Here is a 16,567-nt window from a genome sequence, read left to right as displayed (position 1 = left end):
GTTTGGCCCATGGACTAATGTCAGCTAATCGTATCCTCATCCATCGTACGCAGAATGACCGGCGCGATGTCGGGCTGCCCGTCGACGTTCGTAGCTAACAGGTCAGCGTTCAGCGCCCATAGTTTGGTGCTGTGATTTACAGTGAATACCCCAAGATTTTCGAGAATCGCCGCCAGCTTGCTGGTGTCGGGGATGTTGCCACGTCCGTTTGTAGCATGGTGGTATGCGGTTCCGATCCCTTCGGCGCTATCACCGTTGCGTACGTTATCGGCCTTGTTGGCTAACGGGAAAGGCTGGATGCCGAACGTTTTCTGGAGGTTGCCCAAGGTTTTGTTTACGACCCCGATAGGGAAGTACGGACCTCCTTCAACGCTGAAACCTTCATCGGTGAGCTTGTAGCGGAAGGGCTTGCAGCGAGTTGGTGTGCAGCAATCGATCCATGAGAGATCCTGCTCGAACTGTTGAGTTGATCCTTGGTCTTCCTCTGGGTAATTCCAAAGATCATACCCGATCATAAATAAAGCGGCCTCCAGCCGGCGGAGTGGATCAACGTTGGTTCCGTCATTGGCTAGGAATGCGCTCGCAGCAGCGTTTGGATGGGCAACTACACTGCTGAGAATCCAGCTTGCTTTCATGTTCCATTCCGCATGGTGGGAACCAGCTTTCAGGCGGGGGAAACGAAGCGTTCCTTCGGATGGGTTTCGGGATTTCACGAAATGCTTACCGGTTTCCTTCGCTGGTGCCCATGGGAAAGTCAAGGTTTCCGGCACAGTCTTCAGTTGTCGAGCTTTGCAGTACATCACTACGCCCCAGCCAAGCGCTGCTGCGACACGGCTGTCATAAATGACAAAATCCTTGCAGACCAGCGAGTAGACCTTGGTCATGCCAGCGTTGAATCGGAGGTCTTTGGCCTGAAGGATGGGGACGTCGGTTACGCCAGCGTCGATGGCGTCACGGGTGGCTGATAGGGTAGCTGCCAGGCCGCGCAAGTTCATATTGAGCCAGGTAACGTTATTGCTCTGTACACCGCCCCATATCATCACGTCGATAGCAGCTTGGCAGCACGCTCCATCGTTGACCGCTGGGGCGAGTGCCAACGCCTTCTGTAGGTCGGCCTTTAGGGCGCTGAGAGCTACATCGTTGCTCACTGCGGTTTTACCTGCCGGAACCTGCAGGCGCTTGATTGCAGGATGTTGCCATTGGTATACCGAGTAAGCGTCGGCAAGGCTGTCGCAATACCACAAGGTTTTACTCTGTCGATTCAGGTACTGATGACGAATCGTGGCGTTGTCCAGGTTGCCGCTGAGCCACTCGATGAAATCTTTTACGGTCGGATTAGTAAGGTAGTCATTGCGCGTCATGAGAGGCCCCTGTGATCGGTTTTTTGCGGTGAGGTTCCATTATCGCTAAGCTTGCGACAATTCCTGTCGTGACAATTTTCCTATGAGTGAAAAGGCGCTGACCTTTCGATTGCTCCGGTTATTCGCTGAGCTGCCTGAGTTTGGCCCCAATCTATGCAAAGGATTGGACTGTCATTCGCTTCGGTGTCAATCCCAGTTCGCCGTTCGAGTCGAAGGCTCCCGACGGTAATCTAGTGGGGCTCGACATCGATATCGGCAGCGCCATCTGTGCCCAGCTCAAGGTCAAATGCGTATGGATGGAAAGTCCCAGGGGCAGCGTCATCCCGGGGCTGAAAGCGAGGAAGTTCGACGGCATTCTTTCGTAGATGAGTGTGACGGAAAGGCTTGATGTGATTCCCGAGCGTGGACCGGCTGCGACAGCCGGAACCTAAAGCGAGTTCAAGTAAGCATCCTCATTCATCCAATGCAGCAAACTCAAGAAACATGACTTCGTGTCGATACGTCTCTCATCGGTAACGCCGTTGGCGCAACTGGCGCTGCCCTCTGTTGACCCTTAAAGGAACAACCTATGCCGTTAAACCGGACCCAGATAGAGGCCCTGCAGCACTCCATCCATACCTATAGCTTCCCTTTGGACTACTACGATCACGCATTGCCGAAACAGCAGAACCCTCAGGTCGCGAGCAGTATTCAGCAACTGGAGTCGATTATTCAGACCCAACTGCGGTCGACGGTGCCTACCGATATCGAGCAAGGCCTGGGCAACATCATTTATTGGGGAAACGCGACGGCCGGCTACAGAGATAGCCGATTCGCAAAATTTAACTCACTGATTGGCTCGTTTGCTCCTTACGCCTCGTTCAATGGCCTGGTTAGCACAGGTACCCCCTCGTTGGCTGCGCTCAAGCGACTTGGGTTTCCCAGCTACTCAAATATCTCTTTCGTGTCCAAGATTCTGATGTTCCTGAACCCCCAGGAGTATTGCGTGCTGGATTTGCAGATCTGTAAGTTGAAGAAACAAGCCCGGCCAATCAGCCGGGCTTTAGATCGACTGACCCTATATCCGACAAGCATTCCAATTACCCAAGCCAACGAGCAGGTGTACGATCTTTGGCGCTCTGAGTGTCGTTGCATCAGTTCGACTTACTACGATGGGAGATACCGGGTGGCGGATGTGGAGCGTGGTTTTTTCCAGCTAATCAAGAACGACCTCGCCCAGGCCCACTCGATTTACGACGACTTCTGACGCGCTCGGCCCCTGAGTGTTACGCTGCAATGCGTAAGTTCAGGGAACGCGCTGCCTGGAATGGAGATGTGTGCCTGACTCCCTCAGTCATACAACCAGGGTTTCAACTCCTTCAGGTTCCCCGCCACTATCTGTTGTGCCTCTGGTTTTGGGTCTAGATTCTTGGGATCGATCTGATACCGCTGCAACACATACTTGACTAACGCTTGGCGACTGGGAATCTCTAGCTGCCCATCCACCATACCGAAATCAGTCTGGATGATCGCCTTCTGCGCCAGCGTCAGGCGCTCGTCGGGCTTGATGATCACCGCCACCTCGGTGTTCCAGACATCATCTCCATCGATGCCATTTTCGGTTTCATCATCCCGCACGTCGGGCACACCACGTAGTCGACTCAGAACAAAATCGCGGTATTCACGATTTTTCTCACAGTAGGCGCGAACGTGCCAGCGCATGCCGGTGTACACCAGGGTATGCGGCGCGATCGTGCGGCCCTCGGGGTCTGGGCTATTCAGCGAAACGTAGTCAATATCCAGGCGCAGGTGGTCGCGGCAAGCCTTGAGCAACGGCCGAAGGATCTCCGCCTTGATCGAGCGATCCGGCACTTCCAGCACCTTGGTGTGGGCATATGCGAGGGCCAGGCCCTCAATGTGCGGCGCGCGCGCATTGTTTTGATACAGCAGGTGCAAATAGGCGCTGGCACTGTCGTCAATGAACAGCGGCTTGAATGCCTTGCTGGGCACATAGCCCTTTATTTTTTTGTCATATGTAAGGTTTTTAGACGCATGCTCGTTGATGTAGGTGTTGATGTCTTTGGATGCCTGCTGTCGGCTGATGCCGAAGCTCTGCATCAAGTGTCCCGTGGTCAGGCGGCCTTCCCACCAGGCAACGGTCTCAATCAAACGATAGCGAAGTGCCAGATCCCAGCGGACCTGTTCGATGGACTGCTTGCGTTTCATACCCTCTCCATGTGCGCGAATACTTTACCTGTATAAGTCTACATTCTAGACCTGTCGTTTAACACTACATATCGTGTGTCTGTCTTCAAAATGAATTGAAGTCACGAAAGGAAGTGGACATGAGTATGTCGGAAGCGGTTTCGACGGGTGCATTGCTGATGATGGGAGCAATCCTGCTGGTGTTACTGCATCAGTGTTTGAGATTGCGTGAGCTCTGGCAGATGGCTATGGGCTGCCAAAAAAATGTGCGTTGGGCGCGGATCTGGGAAATGGAAAACCGCGAACTGCGTTCGGCGTTGCGAGCCGAGAAAGAGCACGTCCAGCAGTTGCAAAGAAAGCTGGTGATTCTGCAGGAATTGATCCCTGCAGAGGGATGAGGGAAGGACATGAACAGACTTGAACGGATCAAGGGTTGCCTGCTCGGCGGCGCCGTCGGTGATGCGCTAGGCGCCCCAGTGGAGTTTCTCGAGTGGTCTGCAATTGAAGCTAAGTTCGGTCCACAAGGTATCGTTGATTTTGCCCCTGCTTTCGGTACCACCGGCGCCATCACCGACGACACGCAGATGATGCTTTTCACCGCAGAAGGCTTGCTGCGGGCTTATGTGTGCGGCAGCTCACGAGGGACTTGCCACGTCCCCAGCATTATTCACCATTCGTTGCTTCGCTGGCTGATAACCCAGGACTACCCTACGGCGATGCCGATCGGCGTGGACGGCTGGCTGATCAAGCAATCGGAACTCTGGTCTCGGCGTGCCCCTGGCACTACTTGCCTAGGTGCACTCAAGGCCAGTCCGCGGCTGGGCGCAGTTGCCGAGAACAACAGCAAAGGCTGTGGCGCCTTGATGCGCGTTGCGCCCTGCGCCTTCTTTGCAAACGCCTTTGACTACGCTGTCCAGTCAGGGCGCCTGACTCACGGACACCCTACGGGCTACCTGGCGGCCGGGTTGTTTGCCGATATTCTCCAGCGCATTGTCGATCGGCAAGACAGCCTGGAACACGCAGTCACTCAGAGCCTGGCCCAATATGGACAAGTGCCCGGTATGGAAGAAATACGGAGCCTCATTGAGCGCGTACTTTTCTTCTTTTACGAGGGCTACCAGCCCACTCCGCAACGAATAGGCGAGCTCGGTGGCGGATGGGTCGCCGAAGAAACGCTGGCTATCGGATTGTGGTGTGCCCTGGCAGCGCCTTCGTTCGAAGAAGGCGTAATCACGGCGGTGAATCACAGTGGCGATAGCGACAGTACCGGGCTCATCGCCGGGCACTTGTTGGGAGTTCAGTATGGTGCTGCGGCGATTCCTGCTCGATGGTACGGTCAATTGGAGCTGCGCGAAGTGATCGAGCAGATTGCCGAAGATATTGAACGCATTCCGCGTGAGTACTACGGGAATGGTGGAGAGTTCGATCAGCAGATTGAGCAGATGTATCCCGGCGGGTGAGGCAGCTGATGGGGTCGACTATGGGTAGGTTTTCAGGAGAACTGCGATGCCAATAAAGCCCAGACCGCTTATGTTTGTGTGCCGCGATTGCCAATGGAAAAAAACAGTAGCGCCGCGTAGCGATGCATTGGGGGCGGGTGAGTATTTCACCCAGTGTCCACGCTGCACCAGTAAGGCGATCAATGTTTTCGCGGCGGGATTTCTCGATGGGCTGCTGGCGGAATTAATGGCCCGCAGAGGCAGATTCTGACCCGTACCGGGTCGTTTACAAGGAGAAATGCGAATGTTGATTTTTATCGCAATATTGGTGGCTCTGATCGGCTTCTCAGGTATTTCGCGGTCGTTCAAGATCGGTTTTGTTTTGTGCATGGGCTTGTTGATCTATTTCCTCTATCTGTACGGAGGTAAGACTGATCTGGCTCGCACCAGAGGATCGCAGTCGGTCGAGCGGGATTAAGCATTTCCGTTGGTAAAAATATACGTTCGACGCTAAAGCCAGCGTGCGCTCTGCCGAAAAACTGGGAGTGCGGCAAATGGACACTACAGGCCGAGCGGTTGGTTTTTGCTAACAATCTCAATGAAGAGCTTTGGCTTCATCTGACCTAGACGTACCTGATATTGCTGGCGCATCAGGTCGGTAAGGTCAGTTTTTTGTCGACATGGAGCACTGCTAAGGTGTTTCAGTGAGATCGATTAGATATTCAAATTTTATGCATTGATTGGGGATAGGGATATGTCACTACTGGACTTCTTGAGCGCGAAACAATATGTCGGCGCGGCCAAGATTTATGTTGCTCCCAATATTCCGAAAAAGCTGCTGAGCAACGCGTTGACCTCCTATGGCTTGAGCGTTGATCCTGCTGAGATCGTTATTTTGATTGATGACACGGTTTTCGGCAGCGGCAAGGACGGGTGCTTAATCGGGTTGAAGCATCTGGGCATAAAAGAAATTTTCACTGACTCAGTTGCCTATGACTTCGACGAAATCGATGTGATAGAAGTGAAAGGGAATAAACTTTTTCTGGACGATGAGAAAGTTATTTCTTTCAATGTTCCTGATAAAAAAGATATCAAAGAATGTTTTGACCTTATTGACGAGTGGCTCTCAATCAGCTCGTCCGAGGCCCCTGCTAGTCGGGTCTCATCGCCAGCTTTGTTAGCAAGTGCTGATGCCGAAGAGCTTCAAAGCTCAGAGGTGCAAGTCGTACTGCAAAAAGTACTGGCTGCGGCTGAGCGCATGGGGCTGGAACGGGTGTATGTACAGCCGCATATTCCGCAAAAAAAATTGCAGGCTGCACTTTGTTCGTACGGATCGAGTATGGCCGAAGACGACGTCCTTGTGCTGATCGACGATACGTTATTCGGAAGCGCCAAAGAAGGCCTTCTCATAGGTAAAAGTACACTCGCTTTAAAAATGGTTTTCGATGCCCCTCGTATTTTTTTTTGGAAGCATCTGATTTCTGTAGCTGTGGAAAAGCGAGATTTTTATGTGAACTCGCGAAAAATCGGTAGCTTTACTCAATTGAGTGGCAAAGAACTGATGGCGTTTTGCTCGGTGATCAATAGTGCACTTAGTGAAGCGCGGAGTTTGGGAGGTAGCAAGCTCGGAAGCACTTCCTTGGTGGTCTCCCAGAGACCTGGAGTTTCACAAGGAGCATTAATGGTTACTGAGGAGCCTGCTGCCGAGCTGGAAAAAAATGTGGTTGTGGCGAGTAATGAAAATACCGAAAGGGTGGTTCGCGCTGATGCCATGTTGGTTGAAACTGATATCCCTTCAGTTCAGAAAACCAGCGCCAAGGACAAACTTTTCGATTATATATCGAGTGCGATTGAGCAAAATAAATCAAAAATTCTGCCCTACCTAAAAGAAAAAACAGGCGAAGCTTCTCTTTCCGCGCTGCGGAATGACGAAAATGTCGAGAAACTGGCAGGGGTTATCTATGCGCTCTTGCCTGGTGTCGTGCGATTGGCGCTCAGAGAACAAGTGTTCATTCAGTTTGTTCTGGCTAACCGAAATAAAATTTTGGATAGGCTGATGCAGAGCGAAATTGAATCTGCAGCCCTTTTACCTGCGCCGGTCGCTTCCATAGCTCCTATGCTCTCTGCAGAGACTGATTTGGATGATGCGCTGAATTCCTTATTGGGGGAAGAAGCTTCGCTGAGCGATGACAGCGGTGCGGTTGTCATTGTCCATTTTGAAAAAATCCTCAACGAGCTGAAAGAGGACGTAGCGCAGGATCCTGACGCTAAGTTCATTCTGCAGATGCCGATCAACTATCTGGGGGCCCTAGTGGCGCGTGCGCGGAAACTCTCGAAGCAACCCAAGGCTGATGTTGAAGTTCATATGTTGTACACTCTTTCATTCATGTATGGCTTCTCCTTTCATAAAATCCCTGAAGATATTCGCAAGCAAGATGAAGTATTCAAGGCCTTCTTTTTAGGGTTTTTGATGATTTGCGAAAAATATAAAGAGCGTAACCTTACTATTGAGGTGGATATCGATGCTGTTTGTATGCCTTTGGCTTACACAATGGCCAAAGTAGCTACAAAGGACAAACTTAATGAAGTAGTTAGGGGGATGCTTGAGGAGCATAAAAACAATAAAACGCAAGGCGGATTTGAAATGGATGACGTTATGTTGCTGTTGCGGGAGGCTAACGGTTTCGCCGTGCAGTGGGTCGATGTAATAACCCGCGAAGTCCTCCAAGAGGAACGTGAGCTGCAGCGTAAGTGGGGGGATCTTCTGAGCTAGAGATCAGTCGATGCCCGGTGATGGGGCTATAGCCCTAGTACTGAAAATCCCGGCAGGTTGTCCAGTATCGAGCCTCTCCACTCCATACAATGGCCGTACCGATGACCACCCTTGACCGATATGCCGGGGTGGTCATCAGATGAAGCCACTAGGTCCATCCGATTACAGGTAACCCCGCTCAGCCAGCGATACGCAACCTTCAGAGCCCACCACAATATGATCCAATATTCGGGTGCCGACCATGTTCAGAGCGTTTTTGAGGGTGGTGGTCAGCGTGCGATCGGCTTGGCTGGGTTCCGGATCGCCGGAGGGATGGTTGTGAACCATAATTACGGCTGCGGCGTTGTGCTCTAGTGCGATCTTCACCACTTCCCGTGGATACACGCTGGCACCATCCAGAGTACCTCGGAATAGCTCCCGGAAACCAATCACCCGGTGCTTGGTGTCAAGCAGTAGCAAAGCAAAGACTTCGTACTCGTGGTACTGCAGCAGTGTTTGCAGGTGGCTGAGGACCTGCTTGGGCTCAGTCAGTACCCGGCCTTTAGACAGACGACTCATCGCCAGTTGTTGCGCCATCTGCAGGATGTCGGCCTCGGTGACAGGGGATTCCATTACATAGGTACCGGTCGTTTCACCAGCTGTGAGTTTGTGATATTTCATGGGGATTCTCTTGAGTTGGAAGACCTTGGGTCAGGTTGGAAGTGTGATCAGTGGGCGCGAGCAGAGTGGTCACTGCCGCTTTGGAGGGATTTGGATTCCAGCTTTTGAACCAGTGAGGTTTTGGCAGGGGTCGCTGGTTTGGGGGCGGCTTCTGCCTTGCTGGTCTGATCTTCAGCTGCGGGGAAGAACTCCTCGACGATGGCCCCGGTGTCCTCATCACTGTCTTCAAAGGCTCCGTTGCTAAAGCCCTGTTGTGCCGCTTGATCCAAGGCGGTCTGATCAAAGCCTGCGGCTTGCCGGGTTTCCTCCAGTTGCTTGGCTTCCAGCAAGGCGTCTTCTAGGCTCAGCCCGCTGCGCACCGTGATGTCCACGTAGAAGATCGGCGTGCCGTGGCTTTGGCGGGTGGACTTGCCCCGCAGACGGAGCTCCAGCGGCAGACAGGCCAGGCGATTGCCGGAGATTGCGCTGAAGTACTGCAGGCGTGCCACCAGGGTGCGGATGCTGTTGAACCCAGTGGTACGGAAGACAAAACTGCCCAGCGGATCATCGTCACCAATCACCACGTTCAGCCGGCCGTAAGGCTTGCAGGCATTGCCTTGGGCCAGGGAGCAGCCATCCGGCGAAGGGCAGGGCAACGACTGGATGCCGTCCTTGGTCAAACGCTTGCAGGTCTCACCATTGCCGACGCACAGCGGCCGGCCGGTGTTACGGTCGAACAGGCTGTAGTCAGCCCGAAAGTTGAGGTCCGGTTCGTTGAACAGCAGGCGGATCGGAATGCTGCGCAGCTTGCCGTCTTGGCCATTGCGCAGTTCCTCATTGAGCCGGTGCAGTAGCCAACCGTCACGACTTTGCACCTGCGAAGTAATGGTGAACTGATCGTCTTTCTCGGGCAGACGCTTGCCGTTTTTCTCGACGACCTTGCCAATGGAAATGCGCCCGAGTACCGGAGGCGTGATCGCTAAACCTTTGAGCATGGGAGTTCTCCTGCATCTGAAAATAAAAAAGCCACCGGGACGTAAACGGCCAGGGTGGCGTGGGAGAGAAAGGGCATGGGAATAAGGGAGAAGCGAACAAACGTTCAGGCCAGCAGAAAACGCCGACTGCCGGTTTTGGTGGTTGCGTAGCGCACTTGCAGATAGGGCTTTTCTTTGAGCAGGCGGGGGATATCCAGAGCCATGCTGTCTTTGGCTTTCTTCCAAGTGATGCAGCCAGTGGCGAAGGTTGCCCGACTGGCATCGCCCATGGCCTGTTGTAATGTTTGCTTGAACTGAGCTTCCAGCTTCTCCTGCTGTGCAATTGATTCGCGTACGCTCTGCAGTGCGGTAAAGGTCGTACAGAGCAGCATGTCCTGGCTGAAGTCCACGCTCTGCCCACTGTCCTGTGGATACAGGCAGCGCAACGCTTGCTCCGCCGAGGCAGATCCGTCTGCCGGTGGCGGGGTATCACTGACCACGTAATCCCAGAACAGTCGCTCCAAGTCGACCAGCCGAGCAATCAGTGAGTCGTCGCGTTCAATGCGATGGATCTCCAGGTGCTGACCACCGAGCAGTACCGCCACATCAGCAGCCTGCTTGCCAGTGACGGCGAGCTGGTGCATGACTTGCAACTGCACATACTCGGGCACACCTTCTTTCCAGAGGCGTGCGCCGTTTATGCCGGCGGTTTTGCATTCGAGGATCTGTACGTCTGACGCACCGATTACTTCTCGGTCGATGTTGGCCAGCATCCAGGGCAGTTTGGGATCAGGATGCTGCAGCACCGCATTGACCCGTCGCACCCGGTGACCACTGCGCCGGGTGTAATGGGTTGCGACAATCGGCTCCAGGATATTGCCCCAATAAGCTGGGCTTTCTTCATCCTGTGGATCGAGCTTGGGCAGTGCGGTGTCACGGCCGGTTTTCTCCAGCCACAACTCAAGCTGGGACTTGTAAGGATTCAGACCCACGGCAGCGGCGGCATCCGAACTGCCGATGCCTTGCTTACGCACGGCCAGCCAATCCTCTCTGGGCAGTTGTTTAGTCCCCACCAGACGTAAGGCAGGGCGGGGTTTGCTGCTGGGTTGTTGCAGAGTTTGTGTGCCCATGATGTTTTCCTGTGCGGCATAAAAAACGCCCGGCCAGCAGAAGCTGACCAGGCGCTTTAATGGGTGAGTAAGTGAGTGGCGCTAGGCGGCGAGTTGCAGTGCGGCCTGCAGGGCGCGTTGTTTGATGACCGCACCTTGGCCAAACCAGGCCGAGTCCATGCGGTATTCAGTACTGCGGGCCCGCCGCTCGTGATCAACGTACTCGGTCACAGCATTGAGCAAGCCCCAGGCGGTTCCTTGAGCCGACACCAGTGTGGCGCCACGCCCCTGACCTTCATACAGGCTCTGCACCTTGCGCAGCGCCCGCTCGTTAGGAAGTACTGCGGGTAGTGGAGTGTTGGGGCTGGCATCACACAATACGTTCATGAAAAACCCCAAGGCCTCATGCCATTGAACCTTGCGTTCAGACAAGGCGCGCATGCTGTACATGAAGGAATCCCACTGGGAGACGGCGATACCCAACTGCTTCTTCACCATTTGCGGATCGAAGCGGGTGTTGTGCGGCACTTTGATCGCCCGGGTCGTTCCATCAAGAGCGATGGTCAACGTGTTGTTGCAGACCACTCGCACCGTGGTGGGGGTGGCGGTGGTGGCCAAGGTGCCGTCACAGGAAGTAGCCAGCAGCAGGTAGCCATTCACCTGGTCGTTGCCTTTCAACGCCGTGCCTTGCCCAGTACGGGCCAGAGCCCAGAACTTGCGGCCACCTTTCAATACACCGGCGGTTTCCAGCTCGTAGCCCGAGACCTCGGTCAGATCCCGATAGAACTCCAGGACTTCACGCGGTTGTACGATTTGGTAGCGGTTGGATACGACCGAGAGTGGTGCCTTGGTATCGGAACGGTAGAGTACCTTCTGTTCAGGGAAGGTATGAATACTTCCCAGATGCCCGATGGCATCCGCCTTAAAGTGGACCGGGCTGTTCTGGATCTGCCAGTCCATCCCGGCTTCCCGCTGCCAGACTTCGAGCGGTTGTTGCGGCGATAGGCGACTGCCCAAGCCATGCCAGGGCGTTGCGCCAACGTAAGCCATTTGTTCAACGAGGTGAGCCATGGGAATGATTCCTTGCGAATGAATGGAAATGAGCGTGGTGTCACCAACAAGCGACGCCTGTTCACAACGGCTTAACGGTTGACGCTGAAGCTGTAGCCGCACGCCAGGCACTGATAGTTATTCAGCACCTTGTCATCCATCTGTGCGCCCAGCGTGGACCCGGCTATCCCACCCGCCACACCGCCAAACAGCCCCCCGAGAAGAGCACCAGCAATACTGCCAATAGCGATCCCGACTGGCCCGCCGACCACGCCCAGCACCGCGCCAACTTCTGCACCCGACAGGGCTCCGGCGGCACCACTGGCCGCACCGCCCGCCGCACCAATCAATCCACCTGCTTGTTTGCCAATATTTTTTGTGACAACGCGTCCAGAGTTACAGCTTGGACAAGGCGTATACATATTAGGATTCCTCTCTATTTACTGAGTCCACGTATCACGCAGAAATGTTTAATGACGCGCTCATCGTTGAGCGTTCATCTGGGTGATATAGGTCTGAGATTTTTTTGAATAAGGCTTGCCGAAACAACGTCCCCGCGAGGGGCATAGTGGGCGGTATCTGAATGTGAGTTTTGGCGTTATGGGCTGCTATTTTAGCTATTAATAGCTGGAATAGTACTGGCTAAGGGGGAGAGGCAGTCTGTTTTGAAGGAGTGCAGAGTTGCTGTCAAAGTGGTGAGCTCCAAAAGCGTAACGTTAGCAAGCGTTACGCTCACGTTCTTTGAGATTCGAGTTGCTGCTTATAAGATTGCCTCGTCCAGTCCTAAAGGGTGCAATGATGTTTAATGAAAAATCAGAAACATTGGTTATGCTTCGCTTGAAAGATGTTTTAAAGCGCACAGGTTTTTCTAGGTCAACTATTTATAACAAGCTTAAGGAGGGCTCTAAACATTATGATGCGAAATTCCCACGGCAGATACGAGTTGGGAAAACATCTGTGCGTTGGATTGAAAGCGAAATAAATTCGTGGATGGAGGAGTATGTGAAACTGTCTAGGCAGAGTCAAGGCTCAATGGCGGAAATTATATCTGCAATGGTTGTTTGATACTAGCTGTTTGTATTTATGGTGATCTATGTATTTTAATTTTTTTAGGCAACAAAATGCAAAACAACCTAATTTCGGAGATAATTTATATCCGAGTTTGTCGCAGTTTCCCTTGTTGGATGCTGCAATAAATGAAGCTCAAGCAAATATTCAGGCCCCACGGGGATTGATTCAAAATGCGGCCTTAACCGCGATTTCTGCTGTCTTGCAGGGCCATGTAGATGTTTGTAAACCTAATGGTCAGGTCGGTCCGACCTCGCTGATGCTTCTTGCAATTGCTGACTCGGGTGAAAGGAAGTCAACGGTTGAGAATGTTTTTTTGAAGCCGATTAGGGCCTTTCAGGCTAAACAGGGCGAGGAGGTGAAGGAGAGTCAGTCGGTGTGGAAAGTTAAGTACGATACCTGGATGGTTCGACGTAACGGAGTATTAAAAGCGATTACGAAAAAAGCATCAAAAGGGCTTTCTGCTGACGAAGAGGAGAAGGTTCTATTGGCTTTAGAGAAAGAAGCTCCAGCTAAGCCAAAAGAATTTAAGATCTTGTATGAGGACTCAACCTCTGAGGCTTTGTTTCATGGGATGTACGAAAATTTACCTGCGGCTGGTTTGATTTCAAGTGAAGGTGGAGGTGTTTTAGAAGGGCGCGCCTTTAATGATCTTTCGAAGCAAAATGCGATTTGGAGTGGTGACTCAATCAAAATTGATCGTAAGACGGCGGAAAGCTTTGAACTTGTTGGCGCACGGCTGACAGTCTCACTTATGGTCCAGGAGAGCGTATTTTCAAAGTACATGGCTCATAAAGGCGGAGTGTCTAGGGGGTCTGGTTTGTGGGCGCGCTTTCTAATCTGTCGCCCGGCTTCAACACAGGGAACTAGATATGTAAGCACTCAGGTACCATCCTGGTATCATCAAACACAATTTTCTTCGCGGTTGGAGCACTTTCTTGAGGCGGGTCTTATTCGTTTCAGAGGAAATAAAAAAGAAAAAGAAGTGATCGGATTCAACTCCGAAGCGGCTCGGCTTTGGGTGGAGATTGCGAATGATATTGAGTCAAGGATGTGTGCAGGTGGAATACTGTATGGGCTAGGTGATCATGGCTCAAAGTTAATGGAGGTGATTTCTAGGTTGGCTGCATTGCTTCATTGTTTTGAAGGGTTTGAGGGTGATATTTCGATGTCAACCTTGCAGGCGGCAACGGATCTTGCTAAATGGTACTCCAATGAGTTTATAAAGTTGTTTGGGGAGAACTCTAAAGAGAGCGATGAAGAGCAGGAATTAAATTGCTGGCTGGATAGTTTTCGTATGACGGGTAAGCGATTTGTTAAGAAGAATCATATTTTGCAGTACGGGCCTGGGAAATTTAGAAAGAAATCTGTTCTTGAGCATGTTCTATTGCGCTTGGTGAGTCATGGGGTTATTAAGTGTTTTAACCATTCTGGTAACAAAGCTGTTTATATCGACCTATGTCCTTGGCAAGGTGGTTTGTAGATGGTGCTGGGTTCTTCTCAGGGTACTAACTTTTTAGTGCTTCTGGTATTTAGTGTTTGGTGATTGACGGGTTGCTTGAGTTTGTTTGTCTTGGTTTGTCAGAAGGTGAGTGCATGGCGGTCACTGCTTGATTATGGATTACTATTTAATTAAGTACCTATTTAATAGTGAGGTTAAGTAGTTTGTTCGGTTTAATTAGAGTAATTATCTGATATTTAGTTAATTAGCCAATTAAGTTGATGAGGTAGTAGTTGGCGGTTGTGATGTCAACCGATCATTTGTCAGCAGCATGGCTCCCCAAAGCCATGCTGCTAGCTTCTTGAGGAGTCAGTGAGTGATAGATGAAGTTGATTGGATTGATAATGGAGGTGCGTTAGATTTAATGGTTGAGGAGGTTGCAGGGCTTCCTGTTTTAAGGGTTGAGGAAAGCTTGGTCTTGGAGTTGCGTTCTATTGAAAAATTAATGTGTGAACTTGCAGGTAGTAAGGGCTTTTTGTTCTCTTCTTGTACTCATCAACGTGACGGGGTAAAGGTTAAGGCAGAGAGGCTTGGTCGCAATTTTGTTGACAAACTGAAGAGGAGGAAGGGAGGGTTTGAATGGTACTTCCCCTCTCATGAAGTTAACCCATATGTGGAGGTTTTTTTCAAATGTGTTGATCGACTCGATGATCTTCATTCGCTCAGAGTCTGGCGGACTTTACGCAATGGAGCCGCTGAGGCTTTTTTAGGTCTAATGAATGATCTCGTAGAGTTTGCTCGGTTGGAGCTGTCCAGTGATGCTTTTAAAGCCGTTTTGAAACGATTCCGTAAAGCGTCCTTTAAGCGAGTTAATAGCTTGGAAGGTTATATAGATGCTCTTTTTGCCCAGCACTCTAGGATGCTTGTTGTGCGTGTTGATTTGTCTTATCAGTCAGGCTTTGTAAGTGGTCGCGAGGATTTTTATGGCGATATTAAAAAGGTCAAGGTGCATTGGGCAAAAATGCAGAAAGATCTACATAAGGGCATTCCAGTTTATGGGTTGTTAGGGTTCGCTTGTAAGCTAGAGTATGGTCAGCTAAAGGGGTTTCACTTTCATTTGTTGCTTTTTTATAATGGATCAAATCATCGCCAGGATGGAGTTTTGGCTAGAGTGATTGGTGAGTATTGGCGAGACTCAGTTACGGCAGGAGCAGGACGCTATTTCAATTGCAATGCAGTCAAGGAGAAATATAGATATCTTGGAATAGGTATGATCAGTTTTAATCAGCCGGATAGGGTAAGTGCTTTGAAGAATAGGGTGGCGTCCTACCTGACCAAGGTGGATTATTGGATACGCCTCTCCCCGGAAAGTGGCAGATCATTTTTCAGAGGAAATATGCCTAAGCTGAAGTCTGTGAAGAGAGGGCGCCCCAGGGTCCAGGATGCGCCGCCGTCTAGACACGTTCATGGCTTATTGGGGTCTGGTTTTTAGGCTGATAATGGTAGCTGCTGCGGTAGCCAGCCTTGCCGTGAACCCCCACTCTGAACTTTTAAGAACTCTTATTATTTCTATTCTTTTATCTTGAGTTTTATGATTTTTTTCTTGAGTCGCCTGCCAGAAGTGTTTCGCCGCTTCATTGATAAGAATTAGTGTCGTAGATGCGTAGCCATTGTACTCGCTTCTTAATGGTGTGTTGATAGTCTCCTGTGGCGGTGCTTTGGGGTAAAGACGGTCAGGCAGTATTGCGTTGATGGCTTGCTCTATCAGGTCTACCCCAGTTTCTGCGCCCCAGTGAGCGCGAAACCAAGCCTTGATTTCCTCTTTTTCTTCAATGGATAATTCTGAGCGGTTATTATGATCTTGTGAAAAAAATAAAGTTGACGCTTCGTTCAGTTGTGCAAGTTTCGTTGAGGCCCAGTCCCCTTTCTGAAACTTTCCGTAGTCGGGTTCTTTGTTTTTCAGTTCTTTCCTGATAGCTCGAAGTTCTTGGGTGCTGATGAGTATATTTTCAAATCGAATGATGATTGATTTTTCTATGCTCGCATCACCCCTTTGGAAGGTTTGAAAAGACCCAGTTATGTATATGACTCTTTCTTGGCTTGGTAGAAATTGTTTTGCATAATCTGTGGGGCATAAGCAGGTTGTGCCAGTTTCACTCTTGAATAGCGCAACAGACTCGAATTGCTTTTTTCGAAGCGCTCCTCTCTGAACAATTGCTTCGCAGTCAGATGCGTAGAGGCACAAAAATCCTATTGAGGGGTCAACTTTTATAGGTGCGTCATAATCAAAATCCGAAAAGCTTCTCGCGGCTTCAGCGAATGTGGTCTGGATGCGTTTTAAGGTGGTGCCTTTCAGATAAACCTCAGTGTTGTCGGGGACTTCAATCAGGAAGGTAGATTTGAGTTTCGATGCGAGATCAATAAGGGAATCAGCAGTTATGCCAAGCTCGCTGATGACTTGGGTAGCGAGGTGAATCATGCGGTTGCTATCGTCAATGGCTTTCATGTGAAGTGTCGACTCATGCTGCT

Annotated in this window: 16 protein-coding genes and 1 pseudogene; 9 read left to right on the top strand and 8 right to left on the bottom strand. The window is 51.2% G+C overall.

Going from position 1 to position 16,567, the window contains the following annotated elements; translation table 11 throughout:
* Window positions 1-20: 20 nt before the first annotated feature.
* The gene (locus AC3I0A_RS18040; protein ID WP_367236272.1) at window positions 21-1,361 is read right to left on the bottom strand and encodes a hypothetical protein; all 1,341 of its coding nucleotides are present in this window, start codon (window positions 1,359-1,361) and stop codon (window positions 21-23) included.
* A 125-nt stretch (window positions 1,362-1,486) separates the two neighbouring features.
* Here AC3I0A_RS18040 and AC3I0A_RS18035 point away from each other — a divergent pair.
* Both AC3I0A_RS18035 and AC3I0A_RS18030 read left to right on the top strand, forming a co-directional pair.
* Window positions 1,487-1,723 (top strand): annotated as a pseudogene (locus AC3I0A_RS18035) (transporter substrate-binding domain-containing protein); the annotation flags it as partial.
* A gap of 206 nt (window positions 1,724-1,929) precedes the next feature.
* Complete coding sequence (locus tag AC3I0A_RS18030; RefSeq protein ID WP_057711649.1) at window positions 1,930-2,607, top strand: hypothetical protein; 678 nt, start codon at window positions 1,930-1,932, stop codon at window positions 2,605-2,607.
* Between the two features lie 83 nt (window positions 2,608-2,690).
* Here the strand turns inward: AC3I0A_RS18030 and AC3I0A_RS18025 are convergent, their stop codons facing one another.
* Window positions 2,691-3,566 (bottom strand): helix-turn-helix transcriptional regulator, encoded by an 876-nt coding sequence (locus AC3I0A_RS18025; RefSeq protein WP_057711647.1) that lies wholly within the window; start codon window positions 3,564-3,566, stop codon window positions 2,691-2,693.
* Window positions 3,567-3,685: 119 nt separating this feature from the next.
* Here AC3I0A_RS18025 and AC3I0A_RS18020 point away from each other — a divergent pair, with 119 nt between their 5' ends.
* From AC3I0A_RS18020 to AC3I0A_RS18005, 4 genes are all read left to right on the top strand, one after another.
* Window positions 3,686-3,943 carry a hypothetical protein gene (locus AC3I0A_RS18020; RefSeq protein ID WP_127650044.1) on the top strand — a complete coding sequence of 86 codons (258 nt, stop codon included), beginning with the start codon at window positions 3,686-3,688 and terminating at the stop codon, window positions 3,941-3,943.
* A 9-nt stretch (window positions 3,944-3,952) separates the two neighbouring features.
* Window positions 3,953-5,005 carry an ADP-ribosylglycohydrolase family protein gene (locus AC3I0A_RS18015; protein ID WP_489373570.1) on the top strand — a complete coding sequence of 351 codons (1,053 nt, stop codon included), beginning with the start codon at window positions 3,953-3,955 and terminating at the stop codon, window positions 5,003-5,005.
* A 283-nt stretch (window positions 5,006-5,288) separates the two neighbouring features.
* Window positions 5,289-5,462 (top strand): hypothetical protein, encoded by a 174-nt coding sequence (locus tag AC3I0A_RS18010; protein ID WP_489373568.1) that lies wholly within the window; start codon window positions 5,289-5,291, stop codon window positions 5,460-5,462.
* A 276-nt stretch (window positions 5,463-5,738) separates the two neighbouring features.
* The gene (locus tag AC3I0A_RS18005) at window positions 5,739-7,757 is read left to right on the top strand and encodes a hypothetical protein (RefSeq protein ID WP_489373567.1); all 2,019 of its coding nucleotides are present in this window, start codon (window positions 5,739-5,741) and stop codon (window positions 7,755-7,757) included.
* A 162-nt stretch (window positions 7,758-7,919) separates the two neighbouring features.
* On the opposite strand, the gene radC is transcribed toward AC3I0A_RS18005, so the two are convergent.
* From radC to AC3I0A_RS17980, 5 genes are all read right to left on the bottom strand, one after another.
* Window positions 7,920-8,417, bottom strand: coding sequence for a RadC family protein (radC, locus tag AC3I0A_RS18000; RefSeq protein WP_489373565.1), 498 nt, complete (start codon window positions 8,415-8,417; stop codon window positions 7,920-7,922).
* Between the two features lie 47 nt (window positions 8,418-8,464).
* Window positions 8,465-9,391: a recombination directionality factor gene (locus tag AC3I0A_RS17995; RefSeq protein ID WP_489373564.1), complete on the bottom strand. Its 927-nt coding sequence runs from the start codon at window positions 9,389-9,391 to the stop codon at window positions 8,465-8,467.
* A gap of 104 nt (window positions 9,392-9,495) precedes the next feature.
* Window positions 9,496-10,500 (bottom strand): YqaJ viral recombinase family nuclease, encoded by a 1,005-nt coding sequence (locus AC3I0A_RS17990; RefSeq protein WP_489373562.1) that lies wholly within the window; start codon window positions 10,498-10,500, stop codon window positions 9,496-9,498.
* A gap of 81 nt (window positions 10,501-10,581) precedes the next feature.
* Complete coding sequence (locus tag AC3I0A_RS17985; RefSeq protein ID WP_489373560.1) at window positions 10,582-11,550, bottom strand: DUF932 domain-containing protein; 969 nt, start codon at window positions 11,548-11,550, stop codon at window positions 10,582-10,584.
* Window positions 11,551-11,621: 71 nt separating this feature from the next.
* Window positions 11,622-11,951, bottom strand: a complete 330-nt coding sequence (locus tag AC3I0A_RS17980; protein ID WP_489373559.1) for a hypothetical protein — start codon at window positions 11,949-11,951, stop codon at window positions 11,622-11,624.
* A 376-nt stretch (window positions 11,952-12,327) separates the two neighbouring features.
* Here AC3I0A_RS17980 and AC3I0A_RS17975 point away from each other — a divergent pair, with 376 nt between their 5' ends.
* The 3 genes from AC3I0A_RS17975 to AC3I0A_RS17965 all read left to right on the top strand — a co-directional run bounded on the left by AC3I0A_RS17975 (window position 12,328) and on the right by AC3I0A_RS17965 (window position 15,530).
* Window positions 12,328-12,594: a helix-turn-helix transcriptional regulator gene (locus AC3I0A_RS17975; protein ID WP_489373557.1), complete on the top strand. Its 267-nt coding sequence runs from the start codon at window positions 12,328-12,330 to the stop codon at window positions 12,592-12,594.
* 28 nt (window positions 12,595-12,622) lie between these two features.
* Window positions 12,623-14,080, top strand: a complete 1,458-nt coding sequence (locus tag AC3I0A_RS17970) for a YfjI family protein (protein ID WP_489373555.1) — start codon at window positions 12,623-12,625, stop codon at window positions 14,078-14,080.
* A 334-nt stretch (window positions 14,081-14,414) separates the two neighbouring features.
* Window positions 14,415-15,530: a YagK/YfjJ domain-containing protein gene (locus AC3I0A_RS17965; protein ID WP_489373554.1), complete on the top strand. Its 1,116-nt coding sequence runs from the start codon at window positions 14,415-14,417 to the stop codon at window positions 15,528-15,530.
* Here AC3I0A_RS17965 and AC3I0A_RS17960 read toward each other — a convergent pair.
* Window positions 15,510-16,544, bottom strand: coding sequence for a hypothetical protein (locus tag AC3I0A_RS17960; protein WP_489373552.1), 1,035 nt, complete (start codon window positions 16,542-16,544; stop codon window positions 15,510-15,512). The two genes, AC3I0A_RS17965 and AC3I0A_RS17960, sit on opposite strands and share 21 nt — an antisense overlap.
* Window positions 16,545-16,567: the final 23 nt, after the last annotated feature.

It is taken from the genome of Pseudomonas sp. KH_024_B2, assembly GCF_057839965.1.
This window is presented reverse-complemented; position numbering and strand designations above follow the sequence as displayed.